This is a genomic window from Limosilactobacillus ingluviei str. Autruche 4, assembly GCF_000312405.1.
GTDB lineage: Bacteria > Bacillota > Bacilli > Lactobacillales > Lactobacillaceae > Limosilactobacillus > Limosilactobacillus ingluviei.
In genome coordinates this window covers 119,437-137,684 of the sequence record NZ_HE997176.1, presented here as the reverse complement: position 1 = coordinate 137,684, position 18,248 = coordinate 119,437, and the positions used below count along the sequence as shown (strand labels likewise).

Annotated in this window: 18 protein-coding genes; 5 read left to right on the top strand and 13 right to left on the bottom strand. The window is 52.2% G+C overall.

From position 1 onward, the window contains the following. From BN54_RS08740 to BN54_RS09920, 8 genes are all read right to left on the bottom strand, one after another. Positions 1-613 (bottom strand): hypothetical protein (locus BN54_RS08740; RefSeq protein WP_040470128.1); only part of this gene is annotated, 613 nt, incomplete at its 3' end. A gap of 107 nt (positions 614-720) precedes the next feature. After that, positions 721-897: a YSIRK-type signal peptide-containing protein gene (locus BN54_RS10075; RefSeq protein WP_081583848.1), complete on the bottom strand. Its 177-nt coding sequence runs from the start codon at positions 895-897 to the stop codon at positions 721-723. A gap of 689 nt (positions 898-1,586) precedes the next feature. Continuing rightward, positions 1,587-2,015, bottom strand: coding sequence for a Rib/alpha-like domain-containing protein (locus tag BN54_RS08735; RefSeq protein WP_081583847.1), 429 nt, complete (start codon positions 2,013-2,015; stop codon positions 1,587-1,589). A gap of 307 nt (positions 2,016-2,322) precedes the next feature. Further along, complete coding sequence (locus tag BN54_RS10070; RefSeq protein WP_081583846.1) at positions 2,323-2,448, bottom strand: LPXTG cell wall anchor domain-containing protein; 126 nt, start codon at positions 2,446-2,448, stop codon at positions 2,323-2,325. 14 nt (positions 2,449-2,462) lie between these two features. Further along, entirely contained in the window at positions 2,463-2,621 is a 159-nt protein-coding gene (locus BN54_RS10265) for a hypothetical protein (RefSeq protein ID WP_019206815.1), read from the bottom strand. Between the two features lie 34 nt (positions 2,622-2,655). Beyond that, a complete protein-coding gene (locus BN54_RS10420) occupies positions 2,656-2,901 on the bottom strand; it encodes a MiiA motif-containing surface protein (protein ID WP_235720488.1) in 246 nt (81 codons plus the stop codon). Next, entirely contained in the window at positions 2,816-3,352 is a 537-nt protein-coding gene (locus tag BN54_RS08730) for a Rib/alpha-like domain-containing protein (RefSeq protein WP_019206814.1), read from the bottom strand. Before BN54_RS08730 ends, BN54_RS10420 begins: the two co-directional genes overlap by 86 nt. A gap of 32 nt (positions 3,353-3,384) precedes the next feature. Continuing rightward, positions 3,385-6,744, bottom strand: coding sequence for an LEA family epithelial adhesin (locus BN54_RS09920; RefSeq protein WP_019206813.1), 3,360 nt, complete (start codon positions 6,742-6,744; stop codon positions 3,385-3,387). Between the two features lie 461 nt (positions 6,745-7,205). Here BN54_RS09920 and BN54_RS08720 point away from each other — a divergent pair, with 461 nt between their 5' ends. From BN54_RS08720 to BN54_RS08710, 3 genes are all read left to right on the top strand, one after another. Continuing rightward, positions 7,206-8,582, top strand: coding sequence for an APC family permease (locus BN54_RS08720; RefSeq protein ID WP_019206812.1), 1,377 nt, complete (start codon positions 7,206-7,208; stop codon positions 8,580-8,582). A gap of 190 nt (positions 8,583-8,772) precedes the next feature. Continuing rightward, on the top strand, positions 8,773-9,627 hold the full coding sequence (locus BN54_RS08715) for an Rpn family recombination-promoting nuclease/putative transposase (RefSeq protein ID WP_019206811.1): 855 nt from the start codon (positions 8,773-8,775) through the stop codon (positions 9,625-9,627). Positions 9,628-9,719: 92 nt separating this feature from the next. Continuing rightward, complete coding sequence (locus BN54_RS08710; protein WP_019206810.1) at positions 9,720-10,175, top strand: hypothetical protein; 456 nt, start codon at positions 9,720-9,722, stop codon at positions 10,173-10,175. A 145-nt stretch (positions 10,176-10,320) separates the two neighbouring features. On the opposite strand, the gene BN54_RS08705 is transcribed toward BN54_RS08710, so the two are convergent. Beyond that, complete coding sequence (locus BN54_RS08705; RefSeq protein ID WP_019206809.1) at positions 10,321-11,232, bottom strand: DMT family transporter; 912 nt, start codon at positions 11,230-11,232, stop codon at positions 10,321-10,323. A gap of 155 nt (positions 11,233-11,387) precedes the next feature. Here BN54_RS08705 and BN54_RS08700 point away from each other — a divergent pair, with 155 nt between their 5' ends. Both BN54_RS08700 and BN54_RS08695 read left to right on the top strand, forming a co-directional pair. Then, a complete protein-coding gene (locus BN54_RS08700) occupies positions 11,388-12,047 on the top strand; it encodes an NAD(P)H-dependent oxidoreductase (protein ID WP_019206808.1) in 660 nt (219 codons plus the stop codon). 220 nt (positions 12,048-12,267) lie between these two features. Beyond that, entirely contained in the window at positions 12,268-13,152 is an 885-nt protein-coding gene (locus BN54_RS08695; RefSeq protein WP_019206807.1) for an Rpn family recombination-promoting nuclease/putative transposase, read from the top strand. 60 nt (positions 13,153-13,212) lie between these two features. On the opposite strand, the gene BN54_RS08690 is transcribed toward BN54_RS08695, so the two are convergent. From BN54_RS08690 to BN54_RS08675, 4 genes are all read right to left on the bottom strand, one after another. After that, positions 13,213-14,604, bottom strand: a complete 1,392-nt coding sequence (locus BN54_RS08690; RefSeq protein ID WP_019206806.1) for a flavocytochrome c — start codon at positions 14,602-14,604, stop codon at positions 13,213-13,215. 13 nt (positions 14,605-14,617) lie between these two features. Continuing rightward, entirely contained in the window at positions 14,618-16,006 is a 1,389-nt protein-coding gene (locus tag BN54_RS08685) for a class II fumarate hydratase (RefSeq protein WP_019206805.1), read from the bottom strand. A gap of 178 nt (positions 16,007-16,184) precedes the next feature. Next, positions 16,185-16,859: a potassium channel family protein gene (locus tag BN54_RS08680; RefSeq protein ID WP_019206804.1), complete on the bottom strand. Its 675-nt coding sequence runs from the start codon at positions 16,857-16,859 to the stop codon at positions 16,185-16,187. Next, on the bottom strand, positions 16,852-18,195 hold the full coding sequence (locus BN54_RS08675) for a TrkH family potassium uptake protein (protein WP_019206803.1): 1,344 nt from the start codon (positions 18,193-18,195) through the stop codon (positions 16,852-16,854). The genes BN54_RS08680 and BN54_RS08675 overlap by 8 nt, the downstream gene beginning before the upstream one ends. Between the last annotated feature and the right edge of the window lie 53 nt (positions 18,196-18,248).

The following is an 18,248-nucleotide window of genomic DNA, read 5'->3' as shown; positions in this document are numbered from 1 at the left end:
CATCTGTTTTAGCATTATCCAACTCAGCGGCTTTTTCAAAATTTTCATACGCAGAAACTGAACCGTACTTGTCTAATGTATCAATTACATCTTTCATTTTTTCTACGTTGTATATATTTTCTAATGTAACTTGATTTTTTGCTTCATTTAATTTATCAATGGCATTCTTTACGTCTTTGCTATTTGGGTATTGTTGCTGCAGCTCTGTAAGCTTCGTAAGCTGCTCATCAATTTTACTGTTTACTGACGTTACCAGTTTATTCCCATTAGTTGTAATGAGCTCATCAACAATTTTATCTTTAAAAGTCGTTGCGACTGCAATTTTCTTATTCAGGGCTTGATCTACCCAAGCTTCCCCGTAGTCAGCAGCACTTAAATCTAAAATAGCCGTAACGCTACTTAAATTATTCTTATAATCTATTAAATTCTGAATTCTTTGCTTAGATATAGTACTGCCCTTGCTGCTGTAATAATTATAGATATCATTCACATCATAATTAGTCGTATCCGGGGCAGCTGCAGCTCTTATTACACGTACAACATTATTATTCGAATCGCCACTTGTAACTGAACTATCTGTTGTACTTTTAGTATCAGAATTCGATTCTAACACCGGTGCTGCTTCATTTCGATAATTGCTACTCGTTGAACCGTCTGACGGTTGGGATGATTGGCTAGCTAAATTTTCAGTTGAAGTACTACTCAAGGCCACCGACGAGGCTAAATTCCCCCCCCATTTTGGGTACTTGTACTACTATCAGCCTTAGCCACAGTGTCCGTACCAACCAGGTTTACCCCAAATAAGGTTACCCCAAGTAAAACTGAAACGACCCCGACACTTAATTTTCGTAAGGCAAAGCGTTGATGACATTTTTCTGCTTGTATTTTGCGTAACATTTTTCTCTCCTAAACAAATTTTTTAGCGCTAGACTACCTAAACTCATAATTAAATTGTATTTTATATATGATAAAAGATTATCACAACTTAAACAAGTATACAAAAAATCCATTTTTATTCCAAGCAATTCATACGCTTAATCAGAATAAAATCACATTTTAAACTAACTTACCGCTTAATAAGTGCTAGTAGACTCGTAACTATCCAATCTTAAGAACGATAATAAACTCCCGCTATTTAAAGTTTAACTTACTTAGTTAACATTGATTGAACAATAATTCAACCATTCAAGTCTCTCAAATTATCAAACTATTCGTTCTAACCTTGATTACCCACAGCCAACTTTTTCTTTGATCACCGACAACATGATCATTCCCACTCGTAATCACCACCAATTTAGCCGGAAGTTAACGATCAGGCGATTCTTTTCATCTACATTTGGCAACTTCAGCACATATCTTCTCGATAAGGTTCGTTTTATCACCGCCCTAAAAGGTGTAAATTCCATTCCTGAAGAACTCACCCTTGGTGCGGTTAACCATTCTCTTGTCTGGAATTAGTCTTCCTTTCTTACGCTTACCGTCAAGCCCGAGCAACAGCATACCCAAACCACTGGCCGCTACCAGGGAACCCTGTTCATTCCTGGTTTGTGGCAGTGTCTTGGTTTTCGACTTTGCCGGTGGCGTCGTCAGCTTGGTTGGGCTCGTCCGACCAGCTGGACCGTTAGCGTGGCCTGCCCATTTTGGGTTGCCCGATTGCCATCCGTCGTGACTGCCATCGTCTTATCACCCGCTACTAGGTAGCTCCCAGCCAAAGTGGTCACGGAGCCATCGGGGTAAGTAATGGTTACCGTTCCATCATCAGCAACCGTCACCGTCACTTCGCTGGTCATATCACCATACTTCGTCGTGTCCGGCTGCTTACTCCACGTGTACGTTGTGCCCGTTGGTAAGTCGCCGTTGTTGATAATTGCGGTCTTGGCCTGATCATCCGTCAAGGTCGTGTTTTCATTCGTCTTGACGGGAGTAGTAACCGGCGTTGACGTGTATTGATTCTTGTTTGCCTTCACATTAACTGTAACTGGTACGTCCTCACTTGACCCATCTGGGTAAGCCACCCCCCGATATTCAACTTTCTTAAGCCAAACCGTTGCTTCTTACGTAAAGTTTGGAATTTCTTATTCATCCAATCCCCCTTACTTTTGAGCAAGCCGTTCAAATTGACTTATCATCAAATAATTTTAGATCATTATACTCCCGTTTCGTCATTTATGTTTAATAGTTAGCTCAAAAATACTTATTTTTTGATTTTTATTATGAACCAAAGTCCAAAATATTAATTATAAGGTTTTACTTTAGGAAATTATAAAAAGGTGGATTCCCCATTCTCAAGGAACCTGCAGTTAACTATTCACTTGTCCGGAATTAGTCTTTCTTCTTGCGCTTGCCACCAAGCCCGAGCATCCCGAGTAGCAACATGTCCAAGCCACTAGCGGCTAACAGAGAACCTTGTTCATTCCCGGTTTGTGGCAGCGTCTTAACTTGATCCACCTTGTCTTAGCCAGCTAGCGCACCTTGAACGTTCGTCGTGGTCGTGCCAGTGCCGTTGGCTTCGTGATCAGGTTCGGATTGGCATCCTTAATAGCTTCTTCAACCTGACCCTTTTTGCTGTCCGTCAATTTGGTTGGGGCGTCGACCTTCACCTTGCCATCTTCGCTTGGCACGTTCGATTCTTTCTTGTCAGCGTCGGTCTTGCCTTCAACCCGGAATCGTGTCTTCTGACCCGTCTGGGTAGGTTACCGTTACATCACCGTTGTCGCCAACTTCGATTTCCGTGCCGTCTGTCAAGCTTGAGTTGTTCTCACGGATATCGTCTTCAACAGCCCGCTTTTCATCCGGCGTCAGGTGATCCTTGTCTTCAACTGGTACCTTTTCGTCTACCTGTGGGTCGTATTTGTTGGCGTCGACCTTTTTCTGCAACCAGTTCGTCACCCAGGATTTCATCCTTAGTGCCATCTGGGTACTTGATCGTTGTCTTACCATCATCACCAATTTCAACCTGCGTGTTCGGTGGGAAGTTGTCCTTATTAGCCTCTTCAACCTTCTGCTTGACTTCGGCCTTTTCGTCGTCCGTCAAGTTGGTCTTGGCGTTAACCTTGGTTGCTTCACCTGGCACGATTGGCGTGATGTCAGTCGTGTAGTCACTGACGATGACCTGCACCTCTACGGTATCATGGGTGCAATCTGGGTACGTTACCACTACCTTGGCGTCTTTGACGCCTGGAGTGGTGGTATCTGGCGTCGTTTTCCAACTGTATTGAGTGCCTACTGGCAAACCGGCCATATTGCTAATTGCTTCACCGGCCCAGCCACTGACATCTTCACCCTGCTTAGCTGTAATGTTTTGTCCTTCGGCTTCGTACTGTTCTTTTTGACTGTTGACGTTCACCGTCACGTCAACTAGGTCTCTGGTCCCATCTTGATAAGTTACGGTGATTTAGCCCGTTGGTGCCGTTCCACCTTTACTGGTACAACGTCGCCAGCCCAAGTGTAGGTCGCGTCGGTTGATAATCCGCCGCGGTTAGTGATTAACTCATCCAATTTAGTTGGGGCAACGGTATTACCCTTCTTAATGCTCGTGAATAGGTCGACAGTGGTGATTCCACCTTTGGGGTTGTATTGTTCAGCCCGGGTATTGACCTGTACCTTGACCGGTTCATACATGCCATCCAGATAAACGACCCGGACTTGGTAACCAGCGATCCCTGCTGTGGTCGTGCTTGGCATTTGCACCCAGCGGAATTGAGTGCTATCTGGCAGGTCAGCTACGTTAGTAATCGCCTCCTTGGCATCCCGGTGGTCAATTGGGTCCCCCAGGTTCTTCACCTCCAGGCCCCCTTCTGGCTGGTACTTATCACTCAGCTTGGTCGTCTTGAACGTCACGGAGACTTCTTCACCCGAACCATCGATGCAATGCACGATTACCGTGCCCGACAGTTCCCTGCCCTCCTTGGAAGTATCGATGGTGCCCTTCCAAGTGTAGCTTGCGTCTGCCGGCAGTTCCTGAACGTTGCTGATGGCTGCTTCAGCATCCTCAGCGTTTAATTGGTGGCCAGATTCCACAGTAATGCTGCCCCCTTGCGGCCGGTAAACATCCGCGTCCTGTTTTACGACCCGGATCGTGACCGGCACGTCCCACCAACCGGAACCAAACGGAATGGTGAGAATCCCTTCCACATCAACGGATTTCGCCCCGACCGGGAAGTCCGGCGTAGTATCTGGGGCAACCTGCCACCACGGCGTGCCGGCCCGGTGTTCAAGGCCCGTACTTTTTTCGGTATCAATACTCTTTTCCACGTCGATCTCGCCGACCGGGGTCCCAAAGGCCACCTCTTGGACCTTGGTAACGACGTTGGCGTTAGTCGCGTTGGTATTGGTATTGTTGTACTGCACGTTGGCCGTGACGGTCACGACTTCGCTCGAGCCATCTGGATAGGTCACCAAAAGTTGGCCGACCCGGGTCCCGGTGTGGAAGGTATCAATCACCCCGGCGTTCCCGTTCCATTCCACCCGCGTCCCCGCTGGCAGCTCATTCAAGTTCGTCACGAAATCCTTCGGCCGAATGGTATCTTCTTGATTGTAAGTTTTTTCTTGGACGGCCGGGTCGTAAATCTTGGCTTGGGCGTTAACGACCACGTTGACCGCTACGTCCCGGCTGGAGCCATCCGAGAAGCGGACCGTCACCATCGATGGCACGCTCTTTTCCATCAGGCCCGTCATGTCCGGCTTGGTATCCGGTGTCGTCTTCCAATCAATTGCCGTGACCGTGGTCCCCAGCGGCGGTTCGACCGTTACCCCCTGGCTGGCGGCTGGCGCTGGGGCTCCCCAGTTGACTTCCAACTCGTGGGTTGTGTACTTGGCGTTGTCCGCGGCCTGCTTGGAATCACTCGGCTTGACCCCATCCAAGGCCGCCCACGCCGCGTTGACTTGGGCGGTTAAGTCCTGCGTTGCTTGTAAGCCTAGGTACTCGCCAGTCTTGCGGTTTAAGTGTTCAAAAGCAGTCAGCGCCACGCGATCGTAGTTATCCTTATCCGTTTGGTTGTCGTAGATGTACTTATCGGCATTTTGGGTATTGTAAATCGTGTGGTCGCTGTCCCCGCCGTAGATCCCGATACTTTGGCCGAGGGATTTCATCGCGTCATCCAATTCATACCCCGCGGCCACCGCGGCGTCCAGTTCCCCTTGGGACGTCGCCGCCGCCATCTGTTGCTTGACACTGTTGATTTGGGCCTCATTCAGGTACTTCGGACTGAATTCGCGAATCGCCTGATCCGGGTTGATAAAGTCCGGAATGACTTCCTCCGCGGTCACCGGCCGCCACTTACCCTCACTATTCGGTGTCCCCAGCCGTTGTTCCCCGACGGCCAGGAAACCATCGTAAAAGCCCGCGTTTTGCGAAGAAGCAAACCCGGCTAATACCCCGGAGAACTGGGCACCATGCTCGGCATACTTATGGCTGCCATCGAGATAGCGCCCGGTGTTTTCCTTGTTCTTGGCCTGGTCATCGTCGCTGTGGACGGTATCAAATTCAACCCGAAAAGACGCGTGTTGGGCGTAGTCACTATTTTGGGTCCCACCCCAGGTCCCCCACGATTTCAAGGAAATGGTCGTCCCAAAGTCCAAACTCGAAAAGGCCCCGACGTAAGAGTTGAAGTCGGAATCGGCAAAGAAATTATCATTGATCAGCTTGTCGCCCTGCTTCCCCCCTTGGACGTCGCCGCCGCGAATCCACATGTCGTTGTTCCCGTAGATACTCCGGTCGTTCCCGTTATATTTATAACCATCGCTCCCCTTATCAGAGGCCATCCCTTTTTCGTAAAAGAAAACGTTTTCAATATCACGCCGGCTCTTGAATTGGTCGGTCGTCAGGTAGTAGACCCCCTGCAGATACTCATTTTCTTGGGACGGCTTCAGGCTGGCTGAAGTGACCAAGCCCATCCCGTCCAAGTCGGTCTTGGGGTTGAAGCTTTGCACCTCGTGTTCGTTAACGTGGATTCCCTTCCCATAATTATCCCGGTCCGTCGCGTAGGCATCGTAGCGATTCTGGCTGAGGTCTTGGTCAATCGTAATCGTCACGTTGCTAGTGATCTGGTAGTCCTTGGTCAGCATCAGGGCAAACTTGGCATTTTGCAGCCCCTCGGCACTCCCGTTGGTTGAAGTCCCCTTGTTTGGGAAGAAAACGACAACCCAGTGGCTCTTCCCATTGCCCAAGTCTTCCCGGTTAATCACCAAGTTTTCTCGTACAAAGGAATCCGACAATCCTTTGTTGGCTGAAGCCGTAATATCCGCTTGTTTGTAGACCTTGTTTTCACCGTTTTCGTAGACGACCTTATACCAGTTGCCGTCCTGCCCTTGGTAAATGTTGGACCCGTGGTTGTCGGCCGACGTGTAGCCGTGTTGTTGAGCCAACTGGTTGTTGCGCTCTGACGAATCAGTGGCCGTTGCCGCCCGCATGACCGCCGGGGCCGGAGCAGCTGGCTGAGTCGCCGGGGTCGGCGTCGGGGCCGTTGGTTCCGCCGGCTCATTAGTTGTGGTCCCGGCGTCCGCCGTTGGAGCGGACAGCGTGACGGTTTGCCCCGCTAAGGCCGACTGGTCCGTGTCACTTGGCGCTGTTGGTTGCCCTGGTTCGGCGGTGGTATCCGCTAAAACCTCTTCGCCTTGATAAACCATAAAGGTGACCCCGAGCAAGACCGAGACCACCCCAATTGAAAGTTTCCGTAAGGTAAAATGTTCCTGGTGCGGCACCAACTTGGCGTTTTGCACCTGGCGATTCTTTCTTGATACCATATTTCGTCCTCCCTTTCATTTTGTGAAAAAAGATTGAAGATTTCCCCAAAACGTTAATCGTTTTATAAATAATTCTTTGTCTTAATCGTACCTGAAAGAAAGCGTTTTGGCAGTGTACATTTTCGGTTATCAGTCTCTTACCAATACCCGTTTCGCTTTTTGTTTCGCCGTTCAAACGATTAAAGTTAATCACCTAATTAAAATGAGAAAAGGATGAAAACTTCTTGCCTCGGGCTCAAGAATCTGTTAGGATTGACTCATCTAAATGCCAAGGGAGGTTTTGCTTATGATTCCATACCAATTCAATATCAGCAGCTCTTCCTCCTCAACCAGCGCCCTTGTTGGTTGAGTGATTTGGCATTGATTAAAAAGCAACGTCAAATAACCGGATTCACTTAACCACCAAGGTTTGCTTGGTGGGGGTGAATCCGGTTTTTTCATTTGCGAATGGAGGGAATACGATGCAAACACCAAAGGAAGAAATGAAGCGTTCGCTCGGGCTGGGCTCGGCGCTGTCGATTGTGGTCGGGACGATCATTGGCTCGGGGATCTTCTTTAAGCAGGGCTCGGTCCTCGACAGTGCCGGAAATTCCACCATGGCGATCCTCGCCTGGGTCGTCGGCGGGATTTTGACCTTGACCGCCGGGCTGACGATTGCCGAAATCGGCGCCCAAATGCCCTACACGGGGGGATTGTACGTCTACATTGAAGATTTATACGGCCGGTTGTGGGGCTTTTTAGCCGGCTGGATGCAAGTGATCGTCTATGGTCCAGCGATCATCGCGTCGGTCGCTGGCTTTATGAGTATTTTGATGACCAACTTTTTCGGGCTCGGGGCCAACTGGCGGATCCCGCTAGCCTTGGTTACCATCCTCGCGATTGGGCTGATGAACATGTTTGAAAACCGGGTCGGGGCCGCCTTTTCGGTCATTACCACGATTGGTAAACTGGTGCCGATTGCTGCGATCATCATCTTTGGCCTCTTCTGGGGTCACCATAACGCCCTGGGCCAAACGGTCGGGGAAATCCACGCCGCCTCAGGCAACTTCGGGGTCGCCGTCTTAGCCACCCTCTTTGGTTATGACGGCTGGATTTTGATCGCCAACCTCGGGGGCGAAATCAAACACCCCCAAAAGATCCTGCCCCAGGCCATCATCATCGGGATCACGGCTGTCTTGGTCATCTACACCTTAATTACCGTGGCCGTCCTGCGCTTTTTACCGGCCAGCCAGATCCACACCCTGGGCGAAAACACCACCGCCTACCTGGCGACGGCCGCCTTTGGCCCGATCGGCGGGAAGCTCTTGTCGGCCGGGATCATCATTTCCATGATGGGAACGATCAACGGGAAGATGCTGACCTTCCCGCGGATCGTCTACGCGATGGCCAAGCGGCGCGATTTGCCCTTCTCCCGTTACCTGGCTTACCTGACGCCCAAGGCCAAGGCCCCGGTCGTAGCAACGGTCTTCATCATTGTCTTGGCGACCGTGATGATGATCTTCTTTAACCCCGACCGGCTCTCTGATTTGTGTGTCTTTACCGTCTACTGCTTCTACACGCTGGCCTTCTTTGGCATCTTTATCCTCCGCAAGCGCAATGACGCCAGCGCCCGTCCCTTCTCGACGCCGCTGTACCCGTGGATCCCGATTCTGGCAATTGTCGGCGGGCTCTTCGTCTTGGTCAGCGAAGTGATCAACGATCCAGCCGGCGTCTTGCTCTTCATCGGGGTCGTGATCGTCGGCCTGCCCGTCTTGTACCTGGTGAAAAAGCTCGACCAACGCCGGGTGGATAAGGCCATGAACATTGAGCACTCCTTGGATAACGACAAAGACCAATAAATTCTGGCGGCGACCGGCAACGGTGGCCGCTTTTTTGTGAATCTAGTTGCGTGGCTAAATCTTAAACGCCGTTAACACTGCGGTTGACTCCTGTGGCCAAAAAAGTTTGTGAAATAAAGTTAAGATTTGCCCTGTTTCGCGTATATATAAGATAAGGGGGATTTTCCATTAACAAAAGGGAGGATACATGATGAAGCAAACTTTTCCAGCTTTCCAGTCTGAAATGAAGCAACGCTGGCAGGCTTGGCAGGCCAAAACGATCACTAGTGATCTGATTTTCGAAATGGTGATGCAACAACCCCAGCTATGCCAAGAACTGCTGCGCCGGGCCCTACCAGAATTAACGATTAACACCTTGCGGTTCGTTAATCCACAACAGGATGTACACACCGGCTTACTGACCCGCGGGGTGCGCTACGACATTTACACCCAAGATGACCAAGGGCGAACTTTTATCCTAGAAATGCAGGTCAAGGATCAACATGATCTGGCCCAGCGAATTCGGTACTATCAAGGCATGATGGACCAGCAATTGCTACATGCCGGCGAACAGTACCGGCGCTTAGCTCAGTTACCAACTTACGTGATCTTCTTTTGCAGTTTCGACTATTATGGCGAAGGTAAAATTCGCTACTGCTTTGAGGACCGCGAGGCTACTCAGCCGGGCTTAACCGCCCAAGATGGTCAACACAGTATTGTGTACAATGCCACGGCAGACCGGCGGCAAAGCCAATTGCCTCTCCGCTCATTTCTTGACCTGATGAACGGGAAAGTCGATAATGAAGATGCTTTTATTCAGGCCGTGCAAGCAGAAATTACAAAAGTTAAAGCTAGTCGGGAAAGGTGGTTACAAAACATGATCTATGAATGGAAGCTACAAGAACAATATGATGAAGGAAAAACCGAAGCAACCCTCAAGTTGTTGCAGACATTGGAGAAGCGCGGGATGAGTGTGCAAGAAGTCGTAGCCACCTTAGCGGAAACGGAGGGGCTTTCCCGCCAAGCTGCGCAAGCTTACTATGATCAACTAATGGCGGTCAAATAACTGAACTTTCGTCAGCGACATTGTCAATTTGGTGATTGTTAGCGTACCCGGTCAACTACCTCGCTTTTGACCCTTGCGGGCAGGACCGGCGCTTGTACCAGTTTCACTACTACGAGGATGACGACCGGCAGTTGCGCCTGTCGACCAACTCGCACGTGATTCTGATCAATGCTTTGGGAACCAAGGGTCAAATCACCCCGGCGTTGGCAGCGGTCCTGGACGTCATGAACCGGCGGCGGGATAACGCCAACCCGTTGGCGGTCAGGTTGGTGAAGGAAATCGATGACTATAATCGGGATAAGAAACGGAGGCGAGCACTGATGAATTTAAAAATGCGACTGAAGGATGAACGCAGACTTGGGTTGAGTGAAGGTCGTGCAGAAGGCCGCGATGAAATGGCGCTTGGCTTGATTCATGCTTTGCAGGCCCAAGGGATGCCACAAAAACAAATCGTAGAAGCTCTGGCCTTAGCTCGGAAAATCTCATTAGCAGAAGCGCAACGTTATTATGAGCAGGTGGCGCGAGCTAACAGCGGAGGCGCGCACTGATGAATCTACAACTGTGGCTGAACTTACAATTGGCCAGGTTGCACCTTTACTCAACCAAAGCCAATAACCACTATTCTGCTTAAGCCACTTTTAACGTTAAAAAATTAATCCCCCGGCTGACCTGATCATCAGCCGGGGGATTTTCTTATGCTAATTTCGTCAACACCACACCAATAAACATGATGATCAAGCCCAACACCTTTTGCCGGGCGACCGGCGCTTTGATGCTGCCTAAGAAGCCAAAGTGTTCGATCACTGCACTGGTGGTCAGTTGACCAAACAAGACCAACACCACAATCTGGCCGGTCCCCAGTAACGTCACCAACCAGGCTGAGCCAAAGACGTACACCGCCCCAAAGAGGCCACCCAGCCAGATCCACCAGGCCCGCGGCCCTTGCTGCGTTGCCGCCTTGATCGCCGTCAAGGGGACCCGCTTCCCCAAGCACAGCAACCAAAGCAGGGCCGCCCCGGAGGCAAAGGAGTAGGTCGCCGCGGCCAAGGCCGAGTGCTGCACCGTCCCGAGGTGGCCATTAATCGCAATCTGGCTGGCCATTAACATCCCAGCCCCAATCCCGCCGAGCTGCCACCACAAGCGGTGTGGCACCGGCGTCCGGGTCAAATTGGTTGGCCCCATGACCGTCGTGAGCACCCCGACTACAACCAAGACCAAGCCGCCGCCTTTGACCAGGGTCAAGGGGTGGACCGGCGCAAAGAAAGCGCCCAGCTGGTCAATGAGCGCACTGGCGACAATCTGCCCAAAAATTGGCAGCACCGCGGTCTGGACACTGCCCAGCTTCGGAAAGAGCAAAATATTCATCGTCAGCCCGATCGTCCCAAACAGCCCGCCGAGCCATAACCACCACGGTCCCGTCCAGTGAAATCCCGCCAATGCGCCTTGACTGAACGCGACGATTGCCAAGGCCGCGGTCCCAATCGTAAACGAAATTGCCGAGGCCAGGTACGGTGACCCGACCAAGCCCCGTAACTTGGCGTTAATCGCCGTTTGCGCCCCCAGTAAGGCCCCCATTCCAATCGGCAGTAAAGCTAGCAACCACATGTTGTTTTCCCCCGCTTCAATTAATTTGCTTTTAATTATGCACCCCCGGGAAGCGCCCCGGCAAGCAGAAATCCTGAGGAAAAGTAAGCTCAAAGTTGAAAAACCGGTTCCAATTAGGTAAGCTATTGATAAACCAAGAGAGAGAGGTAATCAAAATGGAAAAAGCAGCCATTCGCCAACAGATTTTGCACGATTTAAACCGTCGCTACGCTACTAAGAAATATGATCCCAGCAAGCACCTGGCTCCCGCCGATTGGGAAACGATTCTGACCGCCGGCCGCTTATCACCAAGTTCGTATGGTTACGAACCTTGGAAGTTTGTCCTCTTAGATCAGCAAGCCCGCCAAGACATCCAACCCTTCGCTTGGGGTGCGGTCGCCAGTGCCAAGGGGGCCGATAAATTAATTGCGATTCTGGTCCGCAAGGATGTCACTTATAACAGCCCTTATGTTCAACACTTAGTGCGCGACATCAAGCACAAAGAATTTTCCGAAACGGATCCCCGGACCCTGAACTTCAAGAACTTCCAGGAAAACGACCTGCAGTTAAAAACCGACCAGGACCGCTACAACTGGGCTAGTCGCCAAGCCTACCTGGCTCTAGCCAACATGCTGATGGCCGCCGCCCGCTTGGACGTTGACTCCTGCCCGATCGAAGGATTTAACTACGCGCAGATGAACCAGTACCTAGCCGACCGGGGCGTGATGGATCCCGCACACTGGGGCGTGGCTGTGATGGCCAGCTTCGGCTACCGCGATCAGGAAATCACCCCGAAGGTGCGCCAACTCCTGACGGATATTTACGAAGAAATGTAATTTTTAGCGACCAAGCCCCGCGCGTGGTCGCTTTTAGTTTGTGAAAAAATTTTTCCGCAAACTTGACCAACGGACCCAAACGGTTGTCCTCACTGGCCTTGCGTCCCACCCGTTTTTCTCATCAAAATTTTACCGTTCACAAAAATAATTTTCGGGCCAAAAAACGTATATATAAGTTAGGGGGAGTTTTCCCTACTATTGATTTTCAGGAGGTCATGTTATGACAACCAGTCTGGCCCAATTCCAAGCCACCACCCGCCAAATCTGGCAGGCTTGGCAAGCCAAAACGATCACCAGCGATCTGATCTTTGAGATGGTGATGCAAAATCCGACCCTGTGTACCGAACTCGTCCAGCGGGCCCTCCCCGAACTGGCGGTAGGCCCATTGCACTTGGTCAATCCCCAACAAGACGTCCACAGCGCCCTCTTGGCCCGGGCAGTCCGCTACGACATCTACGCCCAAGACGAAGCGGGGCGGACCTTTGTCTTAGAGATGCAGGTCAAAGATGAACGCGACTTAGCCGAGCGGATTCGCTATTACCAGGGGATGATGGACCAGTTGCTGCTGCGCTCTGGCGACAGTTACCGCCAATTAGCGACTTTTCCGACCTACGTCATCTTTTTCTGCCAGTTTGACTACTACGGCCGCGGCTGGGCGCGCTACCGCTTTGAAGACCGGGAAATTACCGATCCAAAGATGTCCGCGCACAACGGCCAACACAGCGTGATCTTTAACGCTACGGCCAGCGATTACCGCCGCGCCGGCGCCCTGGGCCCCTTCCTTGACCTGATGGCCGGGAACGTGAATAATAAGGATAAGTTTATCGCACAAATTCAAGCCGAAATCAAATCGATCAAAATGAACCAAGAAAGGTGGCTGGAGAATATGCTTTATGAATTGAAGATGCAGGAACGCTTTGATGCTGGGGAAGAACAAGGGTTGAACACCGAACGCAATCGGACAATTCTCAAACTGATCACCCGGGCTCAACAACGCGGTGCTGATCATACCGCCGTCATTGCCGATCTCGCTGATTTTTACGATATTTCAAAGTCAGAAGCCCAACGGTACTACGATCAAGCCCAGCTTACTAACAGCCACTAAGCTAACAATGGCCCCGACCATGTGTCCATCACACCGGCCGGGGCCATTGTCTTACTATGCTTATTTCAAGCTCCGCAAATAAAGCGTTACTTGTTGACCAGCTTGGCGCCCAAAGACGACCGTTTCGGCAATCGAATTGCCGCCCACCCGGTTGTTGCCATGCAGGCCTCCGGCAACTTCCCCGGCCGCAAAGAGCCCGGGAATTACTTGCCCGTTGCCGTCCAAGACCTGTGTTTTTGGGGTGATGTGAATGCCCCCCATCGTGTAGTGGATGGCGGGGGCCACGTGGATGGCAAAGAAGCCGGGCTGTTCAATGCCGCGTTCCATCCCCGTCGTCCGGTGGAAAGCCTCATCGTGGTGGGCTTGCACCGCGGCATTCCATTTCGTCACCGTCGCTTGCAAATTGCCCGGGTCAATCCGCAGTTTGGCCGCCAATTCGGCTAAGGTCGCCCCATGGACGACCAGCCCAACTTGGTCGTAGAATTCCAACGCCTTAACGTGGTCGCGAATGCCCTGATCTAGGATCAAATACGCACTATGGGCTGGCAAAGCCGTGATGGCATTGGACACGATCTTGCGGGTCGCTAATTCATTCACGAAGCGTTGCCCCTGGTCATTGACCAAAATCGCCCCTTCCCCACGCACCGCTTCCCCAATCAAGTAAACGTGAGGATGATCTTGTTGAACGGTCGGGTGAATTTGGATCAAATCCATTTGCATTAATTCCGCCCCGACGGCTTCGGCCAACTGCAGGCCATCGCCCGTCGCCCCGGGCTGATTGGTCGTCTTGTAGTTGGCCAGGTCCGGCCGGAAGCGGGAAATGTATTCTTTAGACGCCCCAAAGCCCCCGGTAGCCAAGATCACGGCCTTGGCCGTCACCCTCCGCTCAGTGCCGGCCGCGAGCACCTGCACCCCGCTGATCGCGCCGCTGGCATCCTTTAAGAGCTGGGTAACCTTAACCGGGGCAAAGACCGGGATTTCAGCTTCCCGAACCACGTGGAGCAACCGCTGGATCAAAAAGCTCCCAATCGGCGCTAGCGAAGCCGGCCGGTGGGTCCGCTTGCGCGACATCCCCCCGGTAATCGTCAAGTCCGTCAATGGAATGCCGTGGTCGGCCAGCCAGTCAAGGGCCGGGGCGGTGTGGTAGACAAAGTAGCCCAACAAATCCTTGTCGTTGAGCCGGCCGCCGTCCTGGTAAGTTTCGTGGAAAAAGTCCGCCACGTTGTCAATCACCCCGTGCTTTAATTGCACGTTGGTCTCCGCCGCATTCATCCCCGAGGACGCCCGGTTGGTGTTACCACCCAGCTGGGACTCTTTTTCCAAGACCACGACCTCGAGTCCCAATTCCCGCGCCTGAATCGCTGCCGTCAAACCGGTTGCCCCGGAGCCAATTACAATTACGTCATACTGGTCAGCCAGCTGGCCGGCTGGCAAGGGTTGAAAGTCTGCCATGCTTCTGTCCTTTCTAGTCGTTGCCATCAACATTCGTCATCTTGAGCAGGTCCATCCACTCATCGTATTGCGCGGCCGTCACCTGGCCGGACGCCAGCGCCGCTTCCCGCAGGGTCGTCCCGTTTTGGGCCGCGGCTTGGGCAATCTTGGCACTGGCGTGGTAGCCTAGGTGGGGCGACAGGGCGGTCACGGTCATCAAGGAGTTGGCCAGCAATTCCTTCATCCGCGCTTCATTCACCGTCAGCCCATGGACCAACTTGTCCGCAAAGCCGGTGATCGTCCCGGTCAAGAGGTCGGTTGATTCCAAGAAGGCCGCAACTAAGACCGGCTTGAAGACGTTCATTTCAAAGTTGCCTTGGGAGCTGGCCATTGAGACGACCACGTCATTGCCAAACACCCGCATCACCGCCATCGTCACCGCCTCCGCTTGGGTCGGGTTAACCTTGCCGGGCATGATTGAGGAACCCGGTTCATTCGCCGGGAGGTTTAATTCCCCGTACCCCGCCCGGGGTCCTGAAGCCAAGAAGCGCAGATCCTGGGCAATCTTGAACAGATCGGCGGCCAGGGTCTTGAGCACCCCGTGGACTACCGCCAACCCTGAGTGATGGGCGAGCCCATAGAATTTGTTGGTTTGGGCGGTGAAATGGTGCCCGTAAATAGCACTCATTTTGGCCGCAATCTGGTCGGCCATCCCCGGCGCCGCATTCAGCCCAGTCCCCACCGCCGTCCCGCCGATCGCCAGTTCCAAGAGGGTCGGCGCTAGAGTTTGCAAGTAGGCTAAATCGTGTTCCAAGGCCGCGACGTAACCGGAAATTTCTTGGCCAAAGGTCAGCGGCGTCGCGTCTTGCAGGTGGGTCCGCCCGACTTTGACGGTATGCCAGTACCGGTCCTGCTTGACCTTTAATTCATCAATCAAGTGTTGGACGGCCGGCAGCAGCTGATCGAGGGCTTCGACGGCGACGATGTTCATCGCCGTGGGAAACGTATCGTTGGAGCTTTGCCCCCGGTTAACATCGTCGTTTGGCAAAATGGTCAACTCCGGCTGCAGCTGCTTGCATTTATTCGCCACCACTTCGTTGACGTTCATATTGGTCTGAGTCCCCGACCCCGTTTGATAGACCTTGAGCGGAAAGTCCTGGCGCAAGGCTTCATCATCCAGCGCCAGCAGTTCATCAATGGCTTGGACAATCAATTGGCCCTTGGCAGGAGTGAGTTGGCCCGTGGCCAGGTTGGCTTGGGCCGCGGCTTTCTTGATGTTGAGCAGGGCCCGGATGATTGCTAAGGGCATGAATTGCCCGGTCGGAAAATTATGACGACTCCGTTCCGTTTGCGGCCCCCACAAAGCGGCCGCTGGGATTTGCACGGGACCTAAGGTATCGGCTTCAGTACGAAATGCTGGCATCTTGCTTTCCTCCGTTTAACTGGTTTTGTGAATCGTTACACGTTTCGGGTTGGCTCTATCCTACCCGCCCCGGTCCAGATAGTCAAATTTAACTGGCGCCATTAATTTTATTTATCCTCCGCTCTTCCTTAACGTCCCTACGCAAAAAGGCCGGCCGTCAAACTGACGGTCAGCCCCCTTATTTTTTCTGCAATAAATCATTTAATTCGCCCACGGCTTCGATTGGCCCAATCACCGTCAGCTTATCGTGCTGGTGAATCCGGTCGCTGCCCTGGGGCAGTTGGTTGATTTGATCATCCTTATCCACGCACAAAATCACGTTCACGTGGTAACGGTTCCGAAAGTCCATTTCATCCAGGGTCTTGTCATAAAAAGCCGGGTTGTTGACTTCGATTTCCGCCAAGGTCACATTTTTGCTGATCCGGACGTAATCCAAAACCGACGGGTGCAGCTGGGAAAAGACCAGCCGTTCCGCCAAATCGTGTTCTGGCCGAACGACCATATCAGCCCCGATCCGTTCCAAGACCCGGGCGTGGTTGCGGTTTTCCGCCCGGCACACCACATCCTTAACCCCCAGATCCTTGGCAATCAGCGTTGCCATGATGCTGGTTTCAACGTGCTTGCCAATCGAGATGTAGACATGATCAAAATGCCCGAGGTCTAATTCGCGCATCGCGTCTTCATCTTGGGCATCAGCAATCACCGCCCGCATCACCAGATCGGCAAAATCGTTGACAACGGCTTCATTAACATCAATCGCCATGACTTCCTGGCCGGCCCGCACTAAGGCCTTGCAAATTGCCGAGCCAAATTGGCCCAGCCCAATCACCGCAAAACTTTCCTTCTTAGCCAATTAAAACACCTTCCTCTGGATACCGATAACTTGGTTGCTTCGGTTGGGCATTAAAAATCGAGAACATCACCGTGTAGATGCCGACCCGCCCAATGAACATCAAGGCCATGATCACCAATTTGCCCAGTAAATTCAGCTTCGCCGTGACCCCCAGGGAAATCCCAGTGGTCCCAAAGGCCGCCATCACCTCAAAGGTCAAATAAGTTAAGGGATTGCGCTCCGGTAAGACCTGGGTCTCCGCTAAAATCAAGATCGCCACGGCAATAATGATCAAAGCGACAAAGAGCAGGGTCAAGGCCCGAAAGACGTTGTCCTGGCGGAAGCGCCGGTGGGCCAGGGTCGGATCGCGGTGCCCGCGCAAGGTCGCCACCGCTTGTAAGGTCAACAGGCCGACCGTCGTCGTCTTGATCCCCCCGGCCGTCGACCCTGGTGTCCCCCCGATAAACATCAATAGCATCGTATACGACAAGCCGGCCGCCGACAGGTCGGTATAAGAAAAGGTCGTCAACCCAGCCGTGCGGGGCGTGATCGCCATAAAAATTGAGTTAACCAACCGCATCCCCCAGCCCATTTGGCCCTCAAACTGGCTGAGGTTTTTTTCAGTAATCAAGTAGACGATGACCGATAGCACCATGATCGTCGCTCCGGTCTTTAAGGCCAGGTGGGTATGCAAGGACATCCGGTGAGCCTTTTTAAATTGCAATAAGTCTTGCCAGACCAAGAACCCAAAGGAGCCGGCAATGATCAAGACCGCAAAGATCACCAGCAGGTACGGGTCGTTGCGGAAATTGGCCAAGGAATTGCCAAAGAGGTCAAACCCCCCGTTACAAAAAGCCGAAATCGAATGGAAGAAACTGTACCACAGGCCCTTGCCCCAACCATAGCGGGGCCCAAAGTCCGCGTACAACAGGGCGGTCCCCAGCAACTGGATCAACAGTGACAATTTAATGATCAGGGTCACGACTTGGATTTGCGAAACATTATCCAAGTTCAGGGACTCCTGAACCAAAAACCGGGTTGACATCTTCAAGCGGCGCCGAATCAAGAGGGAGGTCATAACGGCAAAGGTCATAAACCCCAGCCCGCCGATTTCCATCAAAAAGGCAATCACCAGCTGGCCAAAGGGGGTCCAGTGCGTCGCGGTGTCGACCAGGGTCAGCCCGGTGACACACGTGGCACTGGTGGAGGTAAACAGCGCCGTCATCACCCCCGTCTGGCTACCCGGCCGGGTCGCAAAGGGCAACAGCAACAAGATCGTCCCGACCGCAATCACCGCCAGAAAGCCCAAGGTCAGCAGTTTGGGAAAGGAATACCGGTGGTGATTAATTTCGATCATCTTACTTGCCTCCAATCAACAGTCATTCTCGTTTATTATACCATGCTAGTAAA